The organism is Vibrio sp. 10N.286.45.E10 (assembly GCF_002874195.2).
Lineage (GTDB): Bacteria > Pseudomonadota > Gammaproteobacteria > Enterobacterales > Vibrionaceae > Vibrio > Vibrio crassostreae.
Window position 1 is genome coordinate 2,006,740 of record NZ_MCWD02000001.1, and the last position, 23,859, is coordinate 2,030,598.

The window sequence follows — 23,859 nt, forward strand, 5'->3', positions numbered from 1 at the left end:
TACACTTCAATCCAATTTAATTATTCTGTTCTAATTTACTCATCATACCACTAGTTCACACCTAGCGGAAACACCCGCAAAAATTTTACTCACTCAAAATAGCAGTAGAGTTAAAACTCTAAAGTTCAGCACACGTTTGCACCCTAGGTTTGGAAAGCAAGCGACTATAAATCACCATTTCAACAAACCATTAACACAATAAATGTTCTTTTAAATCAATGAGATTAGTCATATTTTCAAAGTTATTAATTTGCAATATTAAGTTGTAATAATCATATATAAACCGTCGTTATTCTGTAAATTTCAATCATTTCGCTGAAATATTGATTCTAGTCGGTTTTTATCACATTTTAAGTGGTATGCTTGCGCTACTTTGATCGCGTTTCTCAACAAAAAAGAGGTATTTTTAGTGCTACAGGGCTTTTCCTGTTGACTAAATGTTATCGAAGAGTAGAGTTGCGCTCAAAAATAAGCAGTGCTTGAGTTTCTAAGGGAGTGACTTGGCAAGACCACAGAACATTACATGGAATGTAGTTTTTCTAAGTCACTGTTAGTTATAGTTTTTAACAATTTCTATAGCTCGATTCTCAAAATGTTGTATTGCTTGTCTATTCATAATCAACATAAAAGAGTATTAACATGCCGATGTCTCTCGGAAACGCTTTTATCAAGAACTTCCTTGGTAAAGCTCCTGATTGGTATAAACTTGCCATCATTTCCTTTTTAATCATCAACCCGTTTGTTTTCTTCCTAGTTGACCCATTTGTTGCGGGCTGGCTGTTGGTGGTTGAGTTTATTTTCACTCTAGCTATGGCTCTAAAGTGCTACCCTCTTCAACCGGGTGGCTTATTGGCAATTCAAGCCGTCGCCATTGGCATGACCAAACCAGAAATGGTTTATCACGAGCTACAAGCAAACCTTCCAGTATTACTCTTACTTGTATTCATGGTTGCTGGTATCTACTTCATGAAAGAACTACTTCTGTTCATTTTCACGAAGATCCTGCTCGGCATCCAATCAAAAATCTTACTCTCTGTCGCTTTCTGTGTCGCTGCAGCGTTTTTGTCTGCCTTCCTAGATGCGCTGACAGTAATCGCTGTAGTTATTAGCGTTGCGGTAGGCTTCTACTCTATCTACCACAAGGTTGCATCGGGCAAGGGCACGACGTCTGCACACGATCATACTCATGATGAAGAGATCTCTGAGCTAACTCGTGATGACCTAGAAAACTACCGTGCTTTCCTACGTTCACTGCTTATGCATGCCGGTGTTGGTACTGCACTGGGTGGTGTAATGACCATGGTAGGTGAACCACAAAACTTGGTAATTGCTAAGCAAGCGGGTTGGGAGTTCGGTGAATTTATCATCCGTATGCTGCCAGTAACACTGCCTGTTTTCTTCTGCGGCATTCTAACTTGTGCACTTGTAGAGAAATTCAAAGTGTTTGGTTACGGCGCAGAGCTACCAACGAATGTTCGCCAAATCTTGGTTGAATTTGACAACAAAGAACGTGCAAACCGTACAAAGCAAGACGTAGCAAAGCTATGGGTTCAAAGTGCAATCGCAGTTTGGCTGATTGTTGGCCTTGCACTTCACGTTGCTGAAGTAGGTTTAATTGGTCTTTCTGTAATCATCTTAGCAACTGCATTTACTGGTGTTATAGAAGAGCACTCTATGGGTAAAGCCTTTGAAGAAGCTCTGCCATTTACTGCACTTCTTGCCGTTTTCTTCGCGGTTGTTGCTGTAATCATCGACCAAGCTTTATTTAAGCCAGTAATCGATGCAGTACTTCACGTTGAAGATAAAGGTGCACAACTCGCTCTCTTCTATGTTGCCAACGGTATTCTATCGATGGTTTCAGATAACGTATTCGTCGGTACGGTTTACATCAACGAAGTGAAAACTGCATTAGTAGAAGGCATCATCACTCGTGACCAGTTCGACCTACTTGCTGTTGCTATCAACACAGGTACTAACCTACCTTCTGTTGCTACGCCAAACGGCCAGGCTGCATTCCTATTCCTATTAACATCAGCACTTGCTCCGTTAATTCGACTGTCTTACGGCCGCATGGTTATCATGGCACTGCCATACACCATCGTATTAGCACTGGTTGGCCTTGCAGGTATCGTGTTCTTCGTAGAGCCAATGACAGCATGGTTCTACGACGCAGGTTGGATCATTCAACGCACTGGTGAAGTCGTTGCTCCAGTTATCTCTGGTGGTCACTAAGCTAAACACTGTGTCGCAAACCAAAATAACTATAACTAACTAATCAAAAATATTAGTTGATTAGGAAACTTATCCAAGATAAAAAGCTCTGAGTAATCAGGGCTTTTTTATTTTATAGACGGGATTAAATTCGTGAACTTTTTAGCAATGATCAAAGACTTCTCTAAGGGACGTTTATCTTGGCTTTTACTGCTGGCTTTTATTGTCTTTTTTGAGGCATGTGCTCTCTTCTTTCAACACGTGATGATGCTTGGCCCTTGCGTAATGTGCATCTATGAGCGCGTTGCGATGCTTGCTATCGGTGTTGCAGCCATGATTGGTGCTATTTCCCCGAATAACCCAATATCACGTTGGTTAGGCCTTGCTGGCTGGGGATTTGGCGCATACAAAGGTTTGACGCTGGCTTTAGAGCACGTTGACTACCAGTTTAATCCGTCTCCTTTTGCTACTTGTGACCTGTTCGTGACCTTCCCAAGTTGGGCACCTTTAAACCAATGGGCTCCGTGGATGTTTGAAGCTTACGGCGACTGTAGCAAGGTTGTGTGGCAGTTCTTAGAACTTTCGATGCCACAATGGCTTGTGATTATCTTTGCGGGTAACTTAGTTGCTTTCGGTTTTGTAGCGCTTTCTCAATTCGTTAAATCAAAAAATGACTAACAATTAGCTCATCATCTTCAGAAACAAAAAAGTCGACCCAAAGGTCGACTTTTTATTACTTAAACTTTTTATCACTTAAAGAAAGTCTGTTACTCAACAAGCCGTGATTAGCTGTTTTTACCACAGCATTGTTTAAACTTCTTGCCGCTTTCACAAGGACAAAGGTCGTTTCGACCAATATCTTTAAACGGGTTCACGCTCTGGGACTTATTGCCCAACATAGCTTCATCCGCTGCCATTGCCACTTCTGAGATCATCAGATCGACCTGGCCCACTAAATCAGCAAGCGATGGTGGGTTTTGAAGCCCAGCCGCAACCATTTGTTGTTGAGTTTGCTCTTCATCAATCGCGAGCATTAATGTAGTCAGCAGAGCTTGCAGCATGCGCAGAGTGCCGTCCGCAACCGTAATGCTTTGCCACTGCTCTTCCACTGTCGGCCAAACCATCATAAAACCTTCCGCAAAATCTGCGAACTGCTCATTGAAGTCGCCTTCTGCAAACACATCAGTCAGTAAGTATTCACTACGCTGAATCAGATTGTGCTGGCGGTTAATCTGTTCCGTCACTAATGTTACAAGCTCTTTGCCTGCTTCAGGTGCTACGATAGCAATCCATTCTTCAGGATCGAGTGGCTTGGTCGCTAAGTTAGACGCAAGGATTGCACCTTCAATAAACTGCGGCGTAATGTCTGAAATAGATTCTGGTAGGCTTAATAATTGGTATGTCATGAAAGCTCTGGATATTTGGGCATTTTCGATATTATAACGCCATACTCTCCAAGATGTCGCTATTAAGAGACGAAACCATCATTAAGGTAGACACACCACACTCATAGTGACAATCCTGTAAGCAAACCGTACAATCACGCCTCGATTTTTTCGGTTCACTCAGTTTAGGTAAAGCAACATGCGCGTAATACTTGGCCCTATGGAGGGCGTTCTAGACCACCTAATGCGTGAAATTCTCACAGAGATAAATGATTACGATCTCTGTGTGACAGAGTTTGTGCGCGTCGTGGATCAACTTCTTCCTCCGCATGTGTTCCACCGTATTTGCCCAGAGCTGCACCAAGGTTCTCAGACCATGGCTGGTGTGCCAATCCATCTTCAACTTCTAGGCCAACACCCAAATTGGATGGCCGAGAATGCTTTTCAAGCTGCTAGCTTAGGCGCTAAAGGCATCGATCTTAATTTTGGTTGCCCAGCAAAGGCGGTAAACAAAAGTAATGGTGGCGCTTCATTGCTAAAAGAACCAGAACTCATCTATCAAGTGGTGAAATCTTGTCGAGAAGCGGTACCTGCACACATTCCTGTATCCGCAAAGATCCGATTAGGTTGGGAGCATCCGGAAGAGTGCTTTGAAATTGTCGACGCCATCGAACAAGCTAAAGCTGACGAACTCACCGTGCACGCAAGAACCAAAGTTGGCGGTTATAAAGCCAGCGAAATTAAATGGGATTACATCAATAAAATAAGAGAGAAAACATCTCTGCCATTGATTGCTAACGGGGAAATCTGGAACTATCAAGATGGTCAAGATTGCATAGAAGCAACAGGCGTCGATTCATTGATGGTCTGCCGTGGTGCTTTCAATATTCCAAACCTTGGTAACGTCGTTAAGCACAACCACCAGAAAATGCCGTGGGATAAAGTCATTGAACTTTTGCTGCGCTATTCAGAGTTTCAAATTAAAGGGGACAAAGGTATGTACTACCCCAATAGAGTGAAGCAGTGGTTTGTTTATTTAAGTAAAGGCTACCCTGAAGCGAACGAACTATTTAAAGAAATTCGCACTTTCAAGAAGGCGCCGCCGATTGTAGAACGTCTTCAACGTTATCAAGAAGAACGCCGTCAACCTGTTTAAGACGAAGCACTTAATGATTTAACAACGTGGCTAAAATTCGAGACGATCTTTACCCGTCGTCTTAGCCACGTACAGCTTTTCATCGGCGTACTTAAATATCTCATCGAAGTTAAGCTTACTTTGCTCAGTTTCAACAATGCAGACACCGCCAGATACCGTAAATCCATTTGGAATAATGTCGGCTGAAGTGGAACAAATCGCATTCTTCACCCGCTCTAAAGTTCTCATCAAAGTTTCACGATCTTCGCCTCTCATATAAACGACAAACTCTTCACCGCCAAATCGTGCTGCTACGTCACTGCTTCGTACACTGTTACCTATCTGACGTGACATATAACGAATCACATCATCACCCTTGTCGTGGCCGTAGGTGTCGTTAATTGACTTAAAATCATCGATATCAAATACAGTTAAGGCAAACAATTGATCGTGCTCTACGCTGCGCCAGAATGCTTCTAAGCCGCGACGATTCAATAAACCTGTCATTGGGTCTTTGGCCGCGAGATCTTTGAAGTAACCACGTTCAATATTGGAATTGACGTAGAAAAAGATAGTTACAGAGAACAGATAGACAATGATGGCAACAATAAGACTGTCTTTCTCATAAACGAAAAAGTGCTCAACCTCTTTCTCGATGTCTAACTCGTAATACATCGCATGGTGAGACGCGACACCATCTAGTTTGATCTCATGGTAAAAAGCTGCAGAATCTATCGGGGTAGCTAAAGTGGTGTCAATAATATCGATCCGACCTGCTAGATGTTGGTTCGAATTAGCAAGCAGCCTGCCAACATTAATATCCACCGACAGCATCCCTTGGTGAACGCCTTTATGGAATACAGGGATCGTCATACTAATTATACGGTCAAGGGAATCAAAACGATAACCAGGGCCTGAAAGGGTGAGTTGGTCAGGGTTGTTGGCTGTTTTCTGCCAGTAAGGACGACTCTTTATAGTCGAGAGCAGCTCTTTGCTCAGCCCTTTGGCAAAATCTTCTGGTGAAGAGATCACATAGCCGCTCGTATCAATAAAGTGCACGCCGTCATGGTATTCATCAAGCTGGGATAAAAATGAAAGAATAGGAGCTAACGCTATTTTTCTGACGCGCTCTTATAACTATCACTGCTTTCAGAACAAAGAGACTCTTGACCGATTAGCATATAGTCGATATCGACAGAAGGAATGTCTGAAGTTTTACCATCTGCGAGGAGTAACACATCAATAGGCCAGATTTGGCAAAGCCCATCCACAACTTGTTTGTTGTGATCGAGAAAGAGAGGGTTTCCAGATTTGTAGTAGTTGGAGAAGCTGTAGTCTAGGGCAGTCACCACTTTTGTGGTTCTTTTGAACACATCTTCAATACGATGAAACTCACTACTGATATCTTTTTCTACCGCGTCAAAATGATTCTTTCCTATTAGGCCAAGTAACATCGCGGCGATCACTGCGGGAAACCCGAAGACAAAGGTAAGGCTAAAGTGCCTATTTACTTTCATATAGTGTGCTCTTAGCGTTCAGCTATTTTCATTTGTCCCATTAATATTATTACATTAATCGGCAATTCGCTCGACGTAAAATAATGTAAATTGATATTAACGACACACCTAACGGTCAAATAACCGCTTACAAATGAATAAAATAGAGAAGCGCGAACATATAGAGCAGGTTAGTCCTGTTTATCTGAGCCCATTCCTATGCTGTTAATAATATGACTTATGACCTATTAGTTCACCTAACACCAAACTCAATTCACCGGCTAACGATTGCACGATCAATCACAGACTGAGGCACTGTCACGCCAAGCTCACGAGCAGCTTCTAAATTCACCACCAACTGAGAACTCTGCGCAGTTTTGACACTTAGCTTCCCGGGCTTCTGTCCGTTCAGAATGGCAGCCACATAGTCTGCGGTTTGTACACCAACGTCATAGTAATCTAAGCCTAAACCTGCAATCGCGCCCTTTCCGACATAAGATGTGGCACCTGCGACGACGGGTGTATCCGCTTGGTTAGCCGCGTTGATAAGACCCTCCATGCCGCTCGCAACAGTATTGTCCGTTAAGGCGTAGATAACATCCGATTTCTTTGCCACTGATTCTGCTTTTGATTCCACATCATCAACGGTGAGTGCTCTTTCTGTGTAAAGAGTAAAACCAAAGTCTCGCGTCGCTTTCTTTAACAGCCCAACCAAGGCAACTGCATTTGCCTCTGCAGGGTTGTACACCACACCAATTGAATTAGCTTCAGGAAGCAGTTCTTTGATTAATGACACATGTTGAGTGATCGGAGATAAATCAGAAAGTCCCGTAACATTGCGCCCCGGCTTTTCCAGTTGTTTGACTAGCCTAGCGCCGATAGGATCGGTAACCGCAGTAAACACGATAGGAATAGAGCGAGTCGCCGAAACTAGGGCTTGTGAAGTCGGTGTTGCAATACCAACCAATACATGAGGATTTTCACTGACAAGCTCTCTGGCAATTTTGGCAGCTTGCGCTGGATTCCCATCCGCCATTTCATAGGAAAACTCTAAGTTCTTTCCGGGTTCATAGCCTTTAGCTCTTAATCCTTCGAGAAGCCCTAAGCGTGTTGCATTCAAATCTGGATGATCTACGACTTGTGACACCGATACCTTGGCAATATTTGCTGCCACACCACTAGCCCATAGCAACAAGCAACTGCTCAACGCTGCCGTTAATACTTTTCTTACAGACCCCATCAATACTCCCTTCATCAAGCGCTCGTTGTTATTGCTCGATCTAGAGAGAACACAACATCAAATTCACTATTGATATTATTACCAGTAACCTTTAATAACTTGAAGTGATATTTAACAAAAACACAACAAAGCTCGAATTATGCGTCAAAAGGCTGTTGAGGTTGAATCCGTAGGTAAGAAACGAAGTGAATAACAAGAGGACAATGAAACGCTCAATAAAGGGTAAAATGAACAAAAAGTGTCACGAGGAACGAATCTGAGAACATGCCATCACAATGTACAGCTGTTCTCAGAAGATAGGGAGAAGTGAGATTTTCTTAGAACCAGCGTTCCATTGAAGATTTGTCTAACTGACGGAATGCTCGATTCAGAATGATCGCCAATTCCTTATAACGAGGGCGTGGCTTCATTGGCTCTAACGCAAAACCCGTTTCAGTGATCTTCTCGTGCAGTTCGCGGTACCAGGATACTAACGCTGGCGGAAGTTGTGTATTTGAGCGGTTACCTAACCACCACATGCCTTGAAGCGGCAAACTAATAGCAAACAAAGCCATAACCACAGCTTGTGGCATCGCTTGGTAATTATTAAAGACCATTTGCGTAAGAACGCTGATAGCAGCTATCGCGGGCATCACCTTAACACCAAAGCGCGTCGCTTTAATGATGCGTTGCTCAGGGAAAATAGCGTTTAACTCTTTTCGAACAGGCCAGAGATCCATGTACTTTTGGCCATCTTTTAAACTGCTAGCTAAACCAACTCTATTGCTCATATGAGTCTCCCATTAAAAAAAAGTTGAAATCATCAACTAAAAACACAAAAATTTGACGAAAAATAATATTCTTTCAAATTTTTTTGTTATATTTGCACAATATCGCTATTATTTGCAGACCTCAATCTCATTGTTGCCCTTATTTACAATTTAAGCAACTTTGAGAAGACTTCTGCAAGGAATGCACAAGCCTCTTTTTTTGAAAAAGTGCGCTTTCACTTTATACGGAAATTAACGTTTTTTTGACCAAGGTTAGTACGCAAGCTACCGTGCTTCGTCTATTCTTGAGATTAATTTTCATCCTTAACTGATTTCGATCAGAAAAATTAACAGGTAGTCATTAATGTCTAAGCTAGTTTTAGTTTTAAACTGTGGTAGTTCTTCTCTTAAATTCGCTGTGGTTGATGCAGAAACAGGTGCTGAGCACCTAACTGGTCTTGCTGAGTGTCTGGGTCTTCCAGAAGCTCGTATGAAGTGGAAACTTGATGGCAAGCATGAAGCACAACTAGGCGCGGGCGCAGCTCACGTAGAAGCACTATCTTTCATGGTAGAAACTATTCTTGCTTCTAAGCCTGAGCTTAAAGCTAACCTTGGCGCTATCGGTCACCGTATCGTACACGGCGGCGAGCAGTTCACTTCTTCTGCACTTATCACTGATGAAGTACTTAAGGGTATTCAAGACGCTGCGACTTTCGCACCTCTTCACAACCCAGCTCACCTTATCGGTATCGAAGCGGCTCAACAGAACTTCCCTGGTCTACAAAACGTTGCTGTATTTGACACTGCGTTCCACCAAACAATGCCTTCTGAGTCTTACCTATACGCTCTACCGTACAACCTGTACAAAGAGCACGGCATCCGTCGTTACGGCATGCACGGTACTTCTCACCTATTCATCACTCGTGAAGTTGCAGGCCTACTAAACAAGCCAGTTGAAGAAGTTAACATCATCAACTGTCACCTAGGTAACGGCGCTTCTGTATGTGCTATCAAGAACGGTCAATCTGTAGATACTTCTATGGGTCTTACTCCTCTTGAAGGTCTTGTAATGGGTACTCGTTGTGGTGACCTAGATCCTGCGATCATCTTCCACCTACACGACGCTCTTGGTTACTCTGTTGAAGAAATCAACAACATGCTAACTAAAGAGTCTGGTCTTGCTGGTCTAACTGAAGTGACTTCTGACTGTCGTTTCGTTGAAGACAACTACGGTGAGAAAGAAGAAGCAACTCGTGCAATGGACGTGTTCTGTCACCGTCTAGCTAAGTACGTTGCTGGTTACACTGCAACTCTAGAAGGTCGTCTAGACGCAATCACTTTCACTGGCGGCATCGGCGAGAACTCTGGCCCAATCCGTGAAATGGTTCTTAACCGCCTAGGCATCTTCGGCATCGAAGTTGACGGTGAAGCTAACCTTAAAGCTCGTTTCGGCGGCGAAGGTACTATCACTACAGCTAACAGCCGTATCCCTGCAATGGTTATCTCTACTAACGAAGAGCTAGTAATTGCTGAAGACACTGCGAAACTAGCAGGTCTTTAATTGATTTTCCTGACTAGCTTCACTCGAAGCTAGTCAGTTTTTCATATCAAGAAAATGGGGCTCAACTTCTATTCCTACCCCAATTTAAATATCGGTGGGAATAGCAGTTGAGCTTTTTTTATTTCCAATAGTCAAAGGTGTTCGTCAATGTCACGTACTATTATGCTTATCCCTACAAGCGCTGGTGTTGGTCTTACTAGTGTTAGCATGGGTGTTCTTCGCGCTATGGAGCGTAAGGGCGTAAGTGTTTCTTTCTACAAGCCAATCGCTCAGCCTCGCAGCGGTGGTAACCAGCCAGATCTAACGTCTACTATCATCAGCGCAAACAGCGACATTAAGATTGGTGAGCCAATCGCAATGACTAAAGCTGAAGCTTTGATCGGTAGCGAAAAAATGGACGAGCTTCTTGAGTCTGTTGTTGAGCAATACAACAAGATCAACAAAGACGCAGAAGTAACGCTAATCGAAGGTCTAGTACCTACTCGTAAGCACCCATTTGCTAACCAAGTGAACGCGGAAATCGCGAAAACACTTGGCGCGGAGATCGTATTCGTTGCGACTCCTGGTACTGACAACCCTACGCAACTTAAAGAGCGTATCGAAGTAGCATGTTCTAACTTCGGCGGTACTAAGAACAAGAACATCAAAGGCGTAATCATCAACAAGCTTAACGCTCCTGTTGATGAAGCTGGCCGTACTCGCCCTGACCTATCTGAAATCTTTGATGATGCAGACAGCGCTCAGCAAGCGAACCTTGAAGTAATGCAAATCTTCAACTCTAGCCCTATCCGTGTTCTTGGCTGCGTGCCATGGAGCATCGACCTAATCGCAACTCGTGCGGTTGATATGGCTAAGCACCTTAACGCTGAAATCATCAACGAAGGTGAAATCGCGACTCGTCGTATTAAGAGCATCACTTTCTGTGCACGTTCTCTACCGCACATGATTGAGCACTTTAAGCCAGGTTCACTGCTAGTAACTTCTGCAGACCGTCCTGACGTTATCGTTGCTGCGGCTCTTGCTGCGAAAAACGGTGTTGAGATTGGCGCAATCCTACTTACTGGCGGTTACGACATTCCAGAAAGCATTGCTAACCTTTGTGCACCGGCATTCGCTTCAGGTCTACCAATCTTCAAAGCTCAAGGTAACACTTGGCAGACGTCTCTAAACCTACAGAGCTTCAACCTAGAAGTTCCTGCAGACGATAAAGAGCGTATCGAGTTCGTTAACGATCACGTTGCAAGCCACATCGATGGCCCTTGGATTGATTCTCTATCTGAAGGTACTCAAGGTATTCGTCGTCTAAGTCCACCAGCATTCCGTTACCAGCTAACTGAATTTGCGCGTAAAGCGGCTAAGCGTATCGTTCTTCCTGAAGGTGACGAGCCACGTACAGTTAAAGCTGCGGCTATCTGTGCTGAGCGCGGTATCGCGACTTGTGTACTTCTAGGTAACCCAGAAGAAATTCGTCGTGTTGCTGCACAGCAAGGTGTTGAGCTTGGCGCTGGCGTTGAAATCATCGATTCTGCATCAGTTCGCGAAAACTACGTAGCTCGTCTAGTAGAACTTCGTGGCGCTAAAGGTATGACTGAAGTTGTAGCTCGTGAGAAGCTAGAAGATTCAGTATTCCTAGGTACTATGATGCTTGAAGCTGGTGAGGTTGACGGCCTAGTTTCTGGTGCTGTTCACACAACGGCGAACACTATCGTTCCTCCGTTCCAGATCATCAAGACTGCTCCTGATGCTTCTATCGTATCTTCAATCTTCTTCATGCTTCTGCCTGATCAAGTTCTTGTATACGGTGACTGTGCGATCAACCCAGATCCAACAGCTGAACAGCTTGCTGAAATCGCTATCCAATCTGCAGATTCTGCTGCGGCATTCGGTATCGACCCACGTGTTGCTATGATCTCTTACTCTACTGGTGAATCTGGTAAGGGTGCAGACGTAGATAAAGTACGTGAAGCAACCAAACTTGCTCAAGAGAAACGTCCTGATCTAGTGATCGACGGTCCTCTACAGTACGATGCAGCAATCATGGAAAACGTAGCAGCTTCTAAAGCGCCTAACTCTCCAGTTGCAGGTAAAGCGACAGTATTCGTATTCCCAGACTTAAACACGGGTAACACGACTTACAAAGCTGTACAGCGTTCAGCAGATCTAGTATCTATCGGTCCAATGCTTCAAGGTATGCGCAAGCCAGTAAATGACTTGTCTCGTGGCGCTCTAGTAGACGATATCGTTTACACAGTAGCTCTAACGGCTATCCAAGCAGACCAAGCTGCACAAGCTGAAGAAAAAGTAATTAACTAATTTTTCTTTTGTAGAAAGCAAAAACCCTAGATTTTTATCTAGGGTTTTTTTATGTCTGGAGTAAAAGAACTATTTGGTAAGCCTAGACTCGTCCATGTGGCGATTCTAAATCTAGCACAGGTCCTTTCGGTACAACTTGGGTTGGGTTGATACCTGTGTGGCTGTAATAGTAGTGACGTTTGATGTGATAAAAATCGGTCGTATCTTTAATGCCTTCGATCTGGTAGAGCTCTTTTAAGTAACCTTGAATATGGACGTAGTCTGAAATTCGCTGCTTGTTACACTTAAAGTGGCCAACATACACTGCATCGAATCGAACCAAGGTCGTAAACAACCGCCAATCCGCTTCTGTAATCTCGTTACCCGCCAGATAACGGTGTTCGCTAAGATGGGCATCCACTTTGTCTAACGCTTCAAATAACGCGTCATACGCTTCTTCGTAGGCCTCTTGTGTGGTCGCAAAGCCGGTACGATAAACGCCGTTATTGATGTTCGGATAGACGTAGTCGTTCCATTCATCAATCTTGCTCGCCAATTCCCATGGGTAGTAATCATCAGTGTTGCCCGTTAGCTCATTAAACTCTGAGTTGAACATGCGGATGATTTCAGACGACTCGTTGCTCACAATGGTATTGGTTTTCTTATCCCATAAAACAGGAACCGTGACTCGACCTGAATAGTCCGGTTTGGCTTGGGTGTAGATTTGGTGCATTCGAGTGTGACCGAACAGAGGCTCAGGCAAGCCCATTTGCCAACCTTCACTCATCATGTCAGGGCAAACCACCGTCACATCAATATGATCGGTTAGGTCTTTCAGTTCACGGAAGATCAGCGTGCGATGCGCCCACGGACAAGCTAACGATACGTATAGGTGGTAACGACCACTTTCTGGCTCAAAGTGCGCTCCGGCTTTATTTTCAACCCAGTTGCGAAAGCCCGCATCTTCACGAACGAACTTACCACCGCTTTCTTTGGTGTCGTACCACACATCGTGCCAAACACCTTCAACTAACTTGCCCATATCCAAACCTCTGTGATGCTTACTTTTCTCTAGTATAAAAAAAGCCAACTTTTTCAAAACTAGAAGAAGTTGGCTTAGTTGTTCGAATATTTTGATGAAGCTTGTTGAGCGGACCAATAAGCCTAAGACAAAAAAAGCGCGACTCTAATAACTAGTCGCGCTTAAGCCTGTCACAGGCTGAACCGTTTTAAATAGGCTCTAGACTTGTACGTGCAAGCAAGATACTGCGTGAACGTCATCGCCTTGAATCGTTGGCTTAGTTTGCGCACACGCCTCTGTTGCTTGTGGGCAACGAGTACGGAACACACAACCTGATGGCGGATTTATTGGTGATGGTAGATCACCTTCCAACATCTGAATGGTTTTGCTGCGCTCTAAGCGAGGATCTGGAATTGGAACTGCAGACATCAACGCTTTGGTGTACGGGTGCTTAGGATCAGAGAACAAAGCATCTGACTCGCCAAGTTCTACCGCGTTGCCTAAGTACATCACCAACACGCGGTCAGAAATGTGTTTAACAACCGACAAATCGTGTGCGATGAATACCAAAGACAAACCTAACTCTTTTTGTAGCTCCTTCAGAAGGTTAACTACTTGAGCTTGGATAGATACATCCAATGCCGAAACAGGTTCGTCACAGATGATCATCTTAGGCTTTAAGATAAGTGCACGTGCGATACCGATACGCTGACACTGACCGCCTGAGAACTCATGCGGGTAACGGTTGATTACGTTTGGTAGTAGACCAACCTTTGCCATCATCTCTTTAACTCGGTCCTTCACTTCCTGTTTAGAAAGTTCTGGGTAAAAAGTCTCTAGAGGCTCAGCAATGATGTCACCAACAGACATACGCGGGTTAAGCGATGCTAGTGGGTCTTGGAAGATCATCTGAATCTCTTTACGAGTTTCACGACGCTGTACTTCCTGCATTTTAGTTAGGTCTTGACCTAACCACATGACTTCGCCGTCTGTCGCTTCAACCAAACCAATGATTGCGCGAGCAAATGTCGATTTACCACAACCAGACTCACCTACTACACCCAGCGTCTCCCCTTCGTAAAGGTGAATATCAACGCCATCAACAGCTTTCAGGTTTGACGGTTTTGCCCAAGGCCACGCTGATTTAGCTGCGATGCTAAAGTGAACTTTCAGGTCTTTAATATCTAATAATAACTGCTTATCTACACTCATTTTGTCCAAGTCTCCCAGTCAGAAAAACAAGCACGCTGACGGTCATTACCAAATGGCGTCAAAATAGGTGCTTCTTGCTTACAACGGTCCATTACACGGTGACAACGGTCTTGGTAAGGACAGCCTGTTGGCAGGCGAAGTAAGTTTGGTGGATTACCTGGAATCGTCGGTAGAATTTCACCTTCTGTATCCAAACGAGGAATCGCTTTCAGTAGGCCTTCTGCGTATGGGTGGCTTGGTTCGTAAAAGATTTCATCAACCGTGCCGTACTCCATTGTACGACCAGCGTACATCACAAGTACCTTGTCACATGAACCTGCAACTACACCCAAATCGTGGGTGATCATGATGATTGCCGTGTTGAACTCATCTTTCAATTCGTTCAGCAATTCCATGATTTGCGCTTGAATAGTTACATCTAAAGCGGTTGTTGGTTCATCAGCGATAAGCAGTTTAGGACGACACAATAGTGCCATTGCGATCATCACACGCTGACGCATACCACCAGAAAACTCGTGTGGGTACATGGTGATACGCTTGCGTGCTTCAGGGATTTTCACCGCTTCAAGCATGCGTACTGATTCTTCAAACGCCTCTGCTTTACCCATGCCTTTGTGCAGCATAAGTACTTCCATCAGCTGATCACTTACTTTCATGTAAGGGTTCAGTGATGTCATCGGATCTTGGAAGATCATCGCGATCTGTTCAGCACGAACTTTATTCAGTTCCTTTTCCGGAAGGTTAAGAATCTCTTTACCTTCGAATTTTGCACTACCAGAGATGATGCCGTTTTTCGCCAACAACCCCATGATAGAGAATACAGTTTGTGATTTACCGGAACCTGACTCACCCACGATACCCAGCGTTTCGCCTTGGTTGAGTGAGAAGTTCAGATCGTTTACTGCGGTTACGATACCATCTTGCGTGGTAAATTCGACGCGCAGATCTTTGACATCTAATAAGCTCATTATTGCTTCCTTAATCTTTTATAGCTTTTAATTGCTATTTCTTTATCTGTCTTTTGGATCAAGCGCGTCGCGCAGACCATCACCTACGTAGTTAAAGCAGAACAGCGTAACTACCATGAATGCCGCAGGGAACGTCAGTTGCCAGATTGCAACTTCCATTGTTTGCGAACCTTCTTGAAGCAATGCGCCCCAGCTTGTCATAGGCTCTTGAACACCAAGACCAAGGAAAGATAAGAATGATTCTGTAAGGATCATGCTTGGAATAAGCAGCGTAGAGTAAACCGCTACGATACCCAGTACGTTAGGTACGATGTGACGTGTAATGATCTTCCATTTACTCACACCACATACGTGTGCTGCTTCAATGAACTCTTTACTACGTAAGCTCAGCGTTTGACCACGTACAATACGCGCCATATCTAGCCAAGCAATCGCACCAATAGCAACGAAGATTAGGATGATGTTACGACCAAAGAATGTTACTAAAACGATAACTAGGAACATAAATGGAACCGCGTACAAGATCTCTAGGATACGCATCATAACTCGGTCAGTACGACCACCGATGAAGCCAGAAGCGGCACCGTAAAGCGTACCAATCAGTACCGCTACGAATGCACCCATCACACCAACCATCAGTGAGATACGGCCACCGATAAGCGTACGAACGTACAAGTCACGGCCTAAGCTATCAGTACCAAACCAGTGATCCGCATTAGGACCCACGTGCATTGCGTACCAGTCAGTATCATCATAAGTATACTGAGCTAGCATCGGTAAGAAGATAACCGCCAGTACCATAATAGTAAGGATGAACAGGCTGACCATCGCAGCTTTGTTACGCATAAAACGAATGCGAGCATCCTGCCACAAACTACGACCTTCAATCTCTAAACTCTCAGAGAACTTTTCGATCGCTTCTAAATTTTCTTTTTTCTTCAACATAACCAGTCCCTGTTAGTAGCGAATTTTCGGGTCAATCAACGCTAGCAAAATATCAACGATTGCGTTGAACAAGATGAATAGGAAACCAATCAAGATGGTTACACCCATTACTAGCGAGTAGTCACGGTTAAACGCGGCGTTAACAAACAGCTTACCGATACCTGGTAGGCCGAAGATGGTTTCAACAACAACTGAACCTGTGATGATACCTACGAACGCAGGGCCCATGTAAGAAACAACAGGTAGCATTGCTGGCTTAAGTGCATGTTTTAGAATGATATAACGGTAGCTTAGACCTTTTGCACGAGCAGTTCGGATAAAGTTACTGTTTAGCGTTTCAATCATGCTACCGCGAGTAATACGAGCAAAAGTTGCTACGTAAAGAAGAGACATCGCAATAACAGGCAGCACGATGTACATGAATGTACCGCCATGCCAACCACCTGCTGGGAATATGTTCCAGTGCAGGGAGAAAAGGTAAATAAGCGCCGGTGCCAACACGAAGGATGGCATCACCACCCCGAGCATGGCGGTCGACATTATGGTGTAGTCGACCCAGGTATTGTGCTTCAAGGCGGCAATCGTCCCGACGGTGACCCCCATCAATAGTGTGAAGATAAAGGCAACGAAACCTACCTTCGCAGATACTGGAAGAGCAACCGCGATCAGCTCATTTACTGTGTAATCTTGGTATTTAAAAGAGGGACCGAAGTCACCTTGTAAGATATTTGTCAAATACGTGGTGTATTGTTCAAATACTGGTTTATCTAAGCCGTATTTAGCTTCGATGTTAGCCATAACTTCTGGCGGTAATGGACGCTCGCTTGAAAACGGGTTACCCGGTGCGAAACGCATGAGAAAGAAAGATATAGTGATCAACACCAACATGGTTGGAATCGCTTCAAATATCCTTTTCATAATGAATTTAAGCATAAACTCACTCTTTCAGTCTGTGACAATTAAAATTAGAAAGACGCTACATGCGCGCCCTGCGCATGTAGTGTCTGTATCGTTATAGTTATATTAACTTTTTAGAATCGAAGCTTATTATTGAGCTTTGATGTATAGGTCTTTCGAGAAGATCTTGTCTTCCGCGTTGTTGATTGGGAAACCACCAACATGCGGGTTAAGTAGACGTGATTTCACGTATTGGTAGATAGGAGCGATTGGCATGTCGTTTGCCATTAGCGCCTCAGCTTCTAGGTAAAGTGCTTTGCGCTCTTCTTCTGAAGTTGAGTTAAGTGCTTTATCGATGATTTTATCGTAAGTCGCGCTGTCGTAGTGAACACCACCGGTAGTGTTGTTACTCTTCATTAGCGTTAGGAACGAAGACGCTTCGTTGTAATCACCACACCAACCAGCACGTGCTACTTCGAAGTCACCAGAATCTTTAGAAGATAGGTACGTTTTCCACTCTTGGTTCTCAAGTGTTACAGAAAGGCCCAGTGTTTTCTTCCACATAGAACCTAGCGCTACAGCAATCTTCTTGTGGTTCTCTGAAGTGTTGTAAAGTAGGTTGAATTTAAGTGGGTTATCTTTACCGTAACCGGCTTCTTCAAGAAGACGTTCTGCTTCTGCGTTACGCTCTTTTTGAGACATCTTACCGTAAGCTGGTAGCTCAGGATCGAAGCCAGCTGTGATTTCAGGCGTTAGGAAGTACGCAGGTTTTTGACCTTGCGCTAGGATAGCACCTGTTACGATATCACGGTCGATTGCGTAAGAGATTGCCTGACGAACACGCACATCATCAAATGGTGCTTTCTTCGTGTTGAAGATGTAGTAGTAAGTACATAGGTTACCCGCTACAGATACATCTTCCGCGTACTCTTTTTGAAGACGCTTGAAGTGCTCAGTTGGAAGTTCGTTTGTAAAATCGATTTCGCCAGATAGGAAGCGGTTCATTTCCGCTACTTGGTTCTCGATTGGTAGGAAGGTTACTTTATTTAGAACCGTCTTATCGTTGTTCCAGTATTGGTCATTACGCTTTAGAACTAAACGCTCGTTAACAACCCATTTATCAACAGAGAATGCACCGTTACCAACGAAGTGGTCAGGCTTAGTCCATTGATCACCGAATTCTTCAACAGTAGCCTTGTGTACTGGCTTCATTGTTGTGTGGCCCATCATCATTACGAAGTATGGTACCGCTGTTTCTAATTCAACAACAAGCGTGTTTGCATCTACAGCTTTAACGCCTAGCTCACTCTTGTCTTTCTTACCCGCTACGATGTCCTTCGCATTCGCCATCTTGGTATATTCCATGTACCAAGCGTATGGAGAAGCCGTTGCAGGATCAACTGCACGTTGCCAGCTGTAAACGAAATCTTCAGCTGTTACAGGATCGCCGTTAGACCATTTTGCGTCTTTACGTAGGTGGAAAGTGAATGTTTTGTTGTCTGTCGTTTCCCAGCTTTCAGCAACACCAGGGATAGTATTACCGTCGCCGTCTTGGTTCACTAGACCTTCTAGAAGATCACGAATTACGTGAGATTCTGGTACACCTTGAGATTTGTGTGGGTCGATAGTCGCAACTTCAGTACCGTTACCACGAACAAGTTCCTGAACTTTTGCTAGTTCTGTGCCTGCTGGAACTTCAGCAGCGATAGAAAGAGTAGAAGAGGCAGCCACTGCCAAACCAGCACCTAGAAGAAGGGCCTGAGTGATTTTATTCTTGTACATTTAATAAACTCCAAGTTTTATGTATTGCATCCATGACTTCTTTGCTTGGTTCACTGAACGGCAGTGATTTAGATTTATTTAGCTCAAAATTTAAGCATAAAAATCTAAAACCTTACAAAGATTGAGGCACACACTATCAACCATTGAAGTAATTTGCCATAAACAAGTCGCAAAAAATCGGATAATTCTCCGATTAACTCAAGGTAATAGTGTAAATCTCTAATAAAAACCTAATGCATAGTGAGTTACACATAGGGATTAATTAAAAAACAGCCTTTAGTGTTGATATATCTGTGTTGATACTTTTTTTTAGCATCTTATGCTAGAACACTGTCGGCAAATTAACATTAATGCCACATGAAATCTAATTGCACATCACATATCCCCTAAATAGACTCCACTATTTGTGAGGGTTATCACTTTATACAAAACAGCATAATGCACTGCACCAAAACAGATTTAGAAATGCACCAAGACAGACAAAATCACGCGCCGAATTTATATGCAACTTGAGTGATTAATCATTTATTAATGCGCCGATTATTTATAAATAGCTTTATAACACGCACAAAAAAGCCGACCATAATAGTCGGCTTTTTACTGTCTCAATCAACAGAACAAATTTTTGAAGCAACATCATATTGCGAGAATTATTTCTCCCAACGCTCCGCAGCTTTGGTATCTGAATCGCGAGAATCAACCCAGCGAGTTGTTTCAGTGGTACGTTCTTTTTTCCAAAACGGCGCTTTGGTTTTCAGAAAGTCCATAACAAACTCACACGCTTCGAAGGCAGCGCCACGATGTGCACTTGATACACCAACGTAAACAATCTGGTCACCGATATCTAGGTCACCAACGCGATGAATCACTCGCATCTTCTGAATAGGCCAGCGCGCTTCAGCTTGATCACAGATCTCGCTCAGCGACTTCTCTGTCATACCCGGATAGTGCTCTAGAGACAAACCAATCACGTTGTCGCCAAGGTTCATGTCGCGAACTTTACCAACAAACGTCACTACCGCTCCTGCAGCTGTGCCTTGAGCTAGATAATCGTATTCGTCACCCACAGAAAAGTCTTCTGCAGTAACTACTACTCTTAGATCTATAACTCGAGAATCATTCATGACTAGCCTCCAGTCACTGGTGGGAAGAAAGCCACTTCATCGCCGTCTTTCACTTCAGTCGTCAAAGGTACGATTGATTGGTTAAGCGCAGCCAAAAGCTTGCCCTCTTCCAATGCGATATCCCATTTGCCTTCTTGTGTTACAAGGTGGCTGCGAATCGCTGCAATCGTCTTGAACTGTGCATCAACTTCAACGCTGTCCACACCAACAAGTTCACGAGTTTGAGCAAAGAAAAGAACTGTAATCATGATTCCACCTTAAAGTGACCAGACTTACCACCCGTCTTCTCTAACAGACGTACATTCTCGATAACAATATCTTTCTGAACAGCTTTACACATATCGTAAATCGTTAACGCAGCAACAGAAGCAGCAGTTAGCGCTTCCATTTCTACGCCTGTCTTACCCGCAAGCTTACAAACAGATTCGATGCGAACCTTGTTTTCAGACTCGATAGCTTCAAGCTGCACTTCTACTTTGGTTAATAGCAGAGGGTGACACAGTGGAATCAGATCCCACGTCTTCTTAGCCGCTTGAATACCCGCAATGCGTGCCGTTGCAAAAACATCGCCTTTATGGTGGCTACCAGAAACAATCAGCTCTAGCGTTTCAGCAGACATTTTTACGAAAGCTTCCGCTCTCGCTTCACGTACTGTCTCAGCTTTTGCCGATACATCGACCATGTTTGCTTCGCCAGACGCGTTAATGTGTGTAAATTGGCTCATACTCAAACCGCCTTATACAGAAAGGTGTGGCATGAAGTTACAAGGGCGGTGACTAGCATCCATTTGTTGCTTGATGATCTTAGTCCAACCTGTGCGACAAGCACCTGTAGAACCTGGCATCGCAAAGATAACTGTGTGGTTAGCAAAGCCCGCGATCGCACGAGATTGAATTGTCGATGTACCGATCTCTTCATAAGATACTTGACGGAATAGCTCACCGAAGCCTTCTACTTCTTTGTCAAATAGTGGCTTAAGCGCTTCAGGCGTGCTGTCACGAGAAGTAAAACCAGTACCGCCAGTGATCATGATCGCTTGTACGCTTTCATCAGCGATCCACTTGGATACGATCGCACGGATCTTGTACATGTCATCGATAACAATTTGCTTATCAACCACGTTGTGGCCTGCTTCTTTAGCATGCTCAGCTAGGTAACCACCGGACGTGTCATTTTCTTCTGTACGAGTATCTGAAACGGTTAGTACTGCGATGTTTGCTGCTTGGAATTTGCTTTCTGCGTGACCCATTTGTTCACCTATATAAATTTTTCAATTATGAGGGCGTGTTGACCTTTCGTGATTAAATTTTGTTCGAGATAAAAGCGTTTTAATCGCGGCGAGGGGGAAGTAGCCTAGTCATTCTAAGCAAATCTCCCTCAACAAAGAGTAAAACGCTTTTAGCCGAACCCTTCGGGCAGCGTTTGCTGGTCATTTCTACTACGTTATCGGCTTCTCATGCAGGCTAGCTACACATCAAAGCCTCTGCCTTGTATAAATACCCAGCAACTCGCTGCAAAAATCAGCTCGAAAGAGCAACACGCCCTAGACTGATTCGCCCAGCCTAAAGAAGCTGAGCGATAAAATGCTTTAGAGTATATAGCGGGTTAACCGCCGATTGACGCCAAGTTTGGAGTCATGCCGCTGTTGCCATCATGTAAGAAGTGGCTAACAGACTTGGTTTGAAGCTGAGCCTGAATTCGATCAATGAGCTCTTGCTCTTGTTGATCTTCTTGAATCAGATCTCGCAGTTCAACACCGTGGTCGCCAAACAGACATAGGTGAAGTTTACCAGTCGCAGAAACACGCAGTCGGTTACAACTCTCACAGAAGTCTTTCTCGTAAGGCATGATCAAACCAATTTCACCCTTGTAGTCTGAGTGGACAAACACTTGTGCTGGACCATCGTTAACCGCTTTGACTTTTAACAGCCAACCGTTAGCAATAAGCTGATTGCGAATCGCAACGCCAGAGACATGGTGTTTATCGAACAACTCGTCCATCTCGCCGGTTTTCATCAGCTCGATAAAACGTAATTGAATAGGTTTGTCTTTGATCCAATTAAGGAAGGCTGGTAATTCCTGACTGTTGAGGTCTTTCATCAATACAACGTTGACTTTGACTTGTTCATAGCCAACCTCAAACGCTTTATCAATGCCTCGCATAACCTCAGTAAACTTATTCTCACCAGTGATCTGATGGAACATACGTGAATCTAAACTATCCACGCTAACGTTTATATGGGTTAAACCAGCATCGCGCCATTGCCCTACTTGTTTCTCCATGCGGTAGCCATTCGTTGTCGTGGCCACTTTTTCGATGCCTGGAGTAGAAGCAACGGTATGTATGATTTCAGGAAAGTCTTTACGCAGACTCGGCTCTCCGCCTGTAATGCGGATCTTTGAGGTACCACAATCTGCAAACGCTTTTACAACGCGTTTGATCTCGGGAACACTTAAAAAAGACGAGTTTTTTTGCCCTGACGGTTTGTAACCATCCGGCAAGCAGTAAGTACATTTAAAGTTACAAACGTCTGTAACCGACAAGCGCAAGTAATAAAACTTGCGATGGAATCTATCTTCGAATTGTTGCGCCACGGAACACCTTTCCAAACACGGGAGGCATAATCATTTCCAATTAAGCCCTTGTGACAACATGTCACTGGCTCTTGATGCGTATCGGTACAGCAAATACCACTGTGCGACTTAGCATGCGAGAGCTCGGAGTTATGGCAACCGCACGTCATATTCATACGTGCAGTAGCTGAGTAATAAAATACTTAATATTTGTACGTGAATCTAGCTCTGATGGTAAAAAACGGGTCACATCGGCAAAAAAAACGTATCAAACGCTCAAAATAACTCTTGTTGAGTATATAGCGAGAAGCATTTAACCTAAATTATAGTTGGTAATAACCTAACAAGAACAAAAAATGAATATTTACGCTTCAAAGAAGGTCGTAGCAATCGGTGGAGGCCATGGCTTAGGTCGTATGCTTGCTGCACTAAAAGACTTTGGTAACAACGCAACTGGCATTGTTGCAACAACGGATAATGGCGGCTCAACCGGACGAATTAGAGACTGCCAAGGTGGTATCGCTTGGGGAGATACTCGTAACTGTATCAACCAATTGATCACTGAACCTTCAATCAGCTCGATGATGTTTGAATACCGCTTTCGCGGCCAAGGTGAACTCGACGGTCATAACTTGGGTAACCTGATGCTCACGGCATTAGACAACCTCTCGGTTCGCCCACTAGAAGCGATTAACCTAATTCGAAATATGCTCAAGGTCGACGTCAATATCGTGCCGATGACCGAGCACCCTTCTGACCTCACAGCCCTATCAATGGACGGACGTTGGGTAACCGGCGAAACCAACGTTGATGACATGACAGAAAAACTGCGCATGATGGATCTGTCTCCAGAAGTGCCCGCAACCAAAGAAGCCGTTGCAGCCGTCGAACAAGCCGACTGTATCGTTCTTGGCCCTGGCAGCTTCCTGACCAGTGTGATGCCCCCTCTTCTCCTTCCAGAGATTGGGAAAGCCATCGCTGAGAACACCAAGGCTAAGGTTATCTTCATTGAAAACCTATCTCCAGAACACGGTCCTGCAGGAAAAATGACGCTTCAAGAACAGCTTGAATGGTGTGAACGTACCTGCAAAGCGAGAAAAATTGATGTTGTACTGGGCAATGCGCCGCACCCTGAACTTGAAGGGCTTTGGAACTGCGTGACCACCGATCTTGCCTCTCCTAATCGAGATTGGCGACATGACCGTTTAAAACTTCAACAAGCGATTCGGGCTCAACTGGCTTAGTGGCTTAGTGGCTTAGTGGCTTA

General features: G+C 44.2%; 20 protein-coding genes, 1 pseudogene and 1 riboswitch. Of the genes and pseudogenes, 6 read left to right on the plus strand and 15 right to left on the minus strand.

Translation table 11 applies throughout. The features are described 5' to 3' along the window. Positions 1-639: 639 nt before the first annotated feature. On the plus strand, positions 640-2,232 hold the full coding sequence (gene nhaB, locus BCU34_RS08785) for a Na(+)/H(+) antiporter NhaB (RefSeq protein WP_048659726.1): 1,593 nt from the start codon (positions 640-642) through the stop codon (positions 2,230-2,232). Between the two features lie 132 nt (positions 2,233-2,364). Further along, a complete protein-coding gene (dsbB, locus tag BCU34_RS08790) occupies positions 2,365-2,889 on the plus strand; it encodes a disulfide bond formation protein DsbB (RefSeq protein WP_230682264.1) in 525 nt (174 codons plus the stop codon). Between the two features lie 107 nt (positions 2,890-2,996). Here the strand turns inward: dsbB and BCU34_RS08795 are convergent, their stop codons facing one another. Next, positions 2,997-3,617, minus strand: a complete 621-nt coding sequence (locus tag BCU34_RS08795) for a YecA family protein (RefSeq protein ID WP_048659727.1) — start codon at positions 3,615-3,617, stop codon at positions 2,997-2,999. A gap of 178 nt (positions 3,618-3,795) precedes the next feature. Here BCU34_RS08795 and dusC point away from each other — a divergent pair, with 178 nt between their 5' ends. Then, positions 3,796-4,752 carry a tRNA dihydrouridine(16) synthase DusC gene (gene dusC, locus BCU34_RS08800; RefSeq protein WP_048662073.1) on the plus strand — a complete coding sequence of 319 codons (957 nt, stop codon included), beginning with the start codon at positions 3,796-3,798 and terminating at the stop codon, positions 4,750-4,752. 30 nt (positions 4,753-4,782) lie between these two features. Here dusC and BCU34_RS08805 read toward each other — a convergent pair. The 3 genes and pseudogenes from BCU34_RS08805 to yfbV all read right to left on the minus strand — a co-directional run bounded on the left by BCU34_RS08805 (position 4,783) and on the right by yfbV (position 8,237). Continuing rightward, a pseudogene (locus tag BCU34_RS08805) lies at positions 4,783-6,248 on the minus strand (GGDEF domain-containing protein). 253 nt (positions 6,249-6,501) lie between these two features. Then, a complete protein-coding gene (locus BCU34_RS08810; protein WP_102479578.1) occupies positions 6,502-7,467 on the minus strand; it encodes an ABC transporter substrate binding protein in 966 nt (321 codons plus the stop codon). 317 nt (positions 7,468-7,784) lie between these two features. Further along, positions 7,785-8,237 carry a terminus macrodomain insulation protein YfbV gene (gene yfbV, locus BCU34_RS08815; RefSeq protein ID WP_017062168.1) on the minus strand — a complete coding sequence of 151 codons (453 nt, stop codon included), beginning with the start codon at positions 8,235-8,237 and terminating at the stop codon, positions 7,785-7,787. A gap of 343 nt (positions 8,238-8,580) precedes the next feature. On the opposite strand from yfbV, the gene BCU34_RS08820 reads away from it, so the two are divergent. Both BCU34_RS08820 and pta read left to right on the plus strand, forming a co-directional pair. Beyond that, positions 8,581-9,777 carry an acetate kinase gene (locus BCU34_RS08820; RefSeq protein ID WP_017107306.1) on the plus strand — a complete coding sequence of 399 codons (1,197 nt, stop codon included), beginning with the start codon at positions 8,581-8,583 and terminating at the stop codon, positions 9,775-9,777. A 147-nt stretch (positions 9,778-9,924) separates the two neighbouring features. Beyond that, a complete protein-coding gene (gene pta / locus BCU34_RS08825) occupies positions 9,925-12,090 on the plus strand; it encodes a phosphate acetyltransferase (protein ID WP_048659731.1) in 2,166 nt (721 codons plus the stop codon). Positions 12,091-12,172: 82 nt separating this feature from the next. On the opposite strand, the gene BCU34_RS08830 is transcribed toward pta, so the two are convergent. From BCU34_RS08830 to moaA, 11 genes are all read right to left on the minus strand, one after another. Further along, entirely contained in the window at positions 12,173-13,111 is a 939-nt protein-coding gene (locus BCU34_RS08830) for a glutathione S-transferase family protein (protein ID WP_102479577.1), read from the minus strand. A gap of 198 nt (positions 13,112-13,309) precedes the next feature. Continuing rightward, a complete protein-coding gene (oppF, locus tag BCU34_RS08835) occupies positions 13,310-14,302 on the minus strand; it encodes a murein tripeptide/oligopeptide ABC transporter ATP binding protein OppF (RefSeq protein ID WP_017632507.1) in 993 nt (330 codons plus the stop codon). Further along, complete coding sequence (locus BCU34_RS08840) at positions 14,299-15,270, minus strand: ABC transporter ATP-binding protein (RefSeq protein ID WP_048659733.1); 972 nt, start codon at positions 15,268-15,270, stop codon at positions 14,299-14,301. Before BCU34_RS08840 ends, oppF begins: the two co-directional genes overlap by 4 nt. Before the next feature lie 42 nt (positions 15,271-15,312). Further along, the gene (oppC, locus tag BCU34_RS08845; RefSeq protein WP_048662067.1) at positions 15,313-16,215 is read right to left on the minus strand and encodes an oligopeptide ABC transporter permease OppC; all 903 of its coding nucleotides are present in this window, start codon (positions 16,213-16,215) and stop codon (positions 15,313-15,315) included. Positions 16,216-16,227: 12 nt separating this feature from the next. After that, positions 16,228-17,148, minus strand: a complete 921-nt coding sequence (oppB, locus tag BCU34_RS08850; protein WP_017062174.1) for an oligopeptide ABC transporter permease OppB — start codon at positions 17,146-17,148, stop codon at positions 16,228-16,230. Between the two features lie 114 nt (positions 17,149-17,262). Continuing rightward, positions 17,263-18,894: an ABC transporter substrate-binding protein gene (locus tag BCU34_RS08855; RefSeq protein ID WP_102479576.1), complete on the minus strand. Its 1,632-nt coding sequence runs from the start codon at positions 18,892-18,894 to the stop codon at positions 17,263-17,265. 650 nt (positions 18,895-19,544) lie between these two features. Beyond that, entirely contained in the window at positions 19,545-20,018 is a 474-nt protein-coding gene (moaE, locus tag BCU34_RS08860) for a molybdopterin synthase catalytic subunit MoaE (RefSeq protein WP_102433497.1), read from the minus strand. A 2-nt stretch (positions 20,019-20,020) separates the two neighbouring features. Next, entirely contained in the window at positions 20,021-20,266 is a 246-nt protein-coding gene (moaD, locus tag BCU34_RS08865; protein ID WP_048662065.1) for a molybdopterin synthase sulfur carrier subunit, read from the minus strand. After that, on the minus strand, positions 20,263-20,742 hold the full coding sequence (gene moaC / locus BCU34_RS08870) for a cyclic pyranopterin monophosphate synthase MoaC (RefSeq protein WP_017093480.1): 480 nt from the start codon (positions 20,740-20,742) through the stop codon (positions 20,263-20,265). Before moaC ends, moaD begins: the two co-directional genes overlap by 4 nt. Positions 20,743-20,754: 12 nt before the next feature. Beyond that, entirely contained in the window at positions 20,755-21,267 is a 513-nt protein-coding gene (gene moaB / locus BCU34_RS08875) for a molybdenum cofactor biosynthesis protein B (protein ID WP_004734027.1), read from the minus strand. Positions 21,268-21,623: 356 nt separating this feature from the next. Beyond that, positions 21,624-22,613, minus strand: a complete 990-nt coding sequence (gene moaA / locus BCU34_RS08880; protein ID WP_102479575.1) for a GTP 3',8-cyclase MoaA — start codon at positions 22,611-22,613, stop codon at positions 21,624-21,626. Continuing rightward, a riboswitch (molybdenum cofactor riboswitch) is annotated at positions 22,602-22,754 on the minus strand. Its footprint overlaps the gene before it by 12 nt. A gap of 194 nt (positions 22,755-22,948) precedes the next feature. On the opposite strand from moaA, the gene BCU34_RS08885 reads away from it, so the two are divergent. After that, positions 22,949-23,836 (plus strand): YvcK family protein, encoded by an 888-nt coding sequence (locus tag BCU34_RS08885; protein WP_102433498.1) that lies wholly within the window; start codon positions 22,949-22,951, stop codon positions 23,834-23,836. Positions 23,837-23,859: the final 23 nt, after the last annotated feature.

Bases quoted from the DNA above. Each gene is read 5' to 3' on its own strand.
- moaC (WP_017093480.1), bottom strand. From the start codon at position 20,742: ATGAGCCAATTTACACACATTAACGCGTCTGGCGAAGCAAACATGGTC.
- BCU34_RS08855 (WP_102479576.1), bottom strand. From the start codon at position 18,894: ATGTACAAGAATAAAATCACTCAGGCCCTTCTTCTAGGTGCTGGTTTG.
- oppC (WP_048662067.1), bottom strand. From the start codon at position 16,215: ATGTTGAAGAAAAAAGAAAATTTAGAAGCGATCGAAAAGTTCTCTGAG.
- moaE (WP_102433497.1), bottom strand. From the start codon at position 20,018: ATGAATGATTCTCGAGTTATAGATCTAAGAGTAGTAGTTACTGCAGAA.
- BCU34_RS08830 (WP_102479577.1), bottom strand. From the start codon at position 13,111: ATGGGCAAGTTAGTTGAAGGTGTTTGGCACGATGTGTGGTACGACACC.
- moaB (WP_004734027.1), bottom strand. From the start codon at position 21,267: ATGGGTCACGCAGAAAGCAAATTCCAAGCAGCAAACATCGCAGTACTA.
- oppB (WP_017062174.1), bottom strand. From the start codon at position 17,148: ATGCTTAAATTCATTATGAAAAGGATATTTGAAGCGATTCCAACCATG.
- dusC (WP_048662073.1), top strand. From the start codon at position 3,796: ATGCGCGTAATACTTGGCCCTATGGAGGGCGTTCTAGACCACCTAATG.
- BCU34_RS08840 (WP_048659733.1), bottom strand. From the start codon at position 15,270: ATGAGCTTATTAGATGTCAAAGATCTGCGCGTCGAATTTACCACGCAA.
- oppF (WP_017632507.1), bottom strand. From the start codon at position 14,302: ATGAGTGTAGATAAGCAGTTATTATTAGATATTAAAGACCTGAAAGTT.
- pta (WP_048659731.1), top strand. From the start codon at position 9,925: ATGTCACGTACTATTATGCTTATCCCTACAAGCGCTGGTGTTGGTCTT.
- BCU34_RS08885 (WP_102433498.1), top strand. From the start codon at position 22,949: ATGAATATTTACGCTTCAAAGAAGGTCGTAGCAATCGGTGGAGGCCAT.
- BCU34_RS08820 (WP_017107306.1), top strand. From the start codon at position 8,581: ATGTCTAAGCTAGTTTTAGTTTTAAACTGTGGTAGTTCTTCTCTTAAA.
- moaD (WP_048662065.1), bottom strand. From the start codon at position 20,266: ATGATTACAGTTCTTTTCTTTGCTCAAACTCGTGAACTTGTTGGTGTG.
- BCU34_RS08795 (WP_048659727.1), bottom strand. From the start codon at position 3,617: ATGACATACCAATTATTAAGCCTACCAGAATCTATTTCAGACATTACG.
- BCU34_RS08810 (WP_102479578.1), bottom strand. From the start codon at position 7,467: ATGGGGTCTGTAAGAAAAGTATTAACGGCAGCGTTGAGCAGTTGCTTG.
- yfbV (WP_017062168.1), bottom strand. From the start codon at position 8,237: ATGAGCAATAGAGTTGGTTTAGCTAGCAGTTTAAAAGATGGCCAAAAG.
- nhaB (WP_048659726.1), top strand. From the start codon at position 640: ATGCCGATGTCTCTCGGAAACGCTTTTATCAAGAACTTCCTTGGTAAA.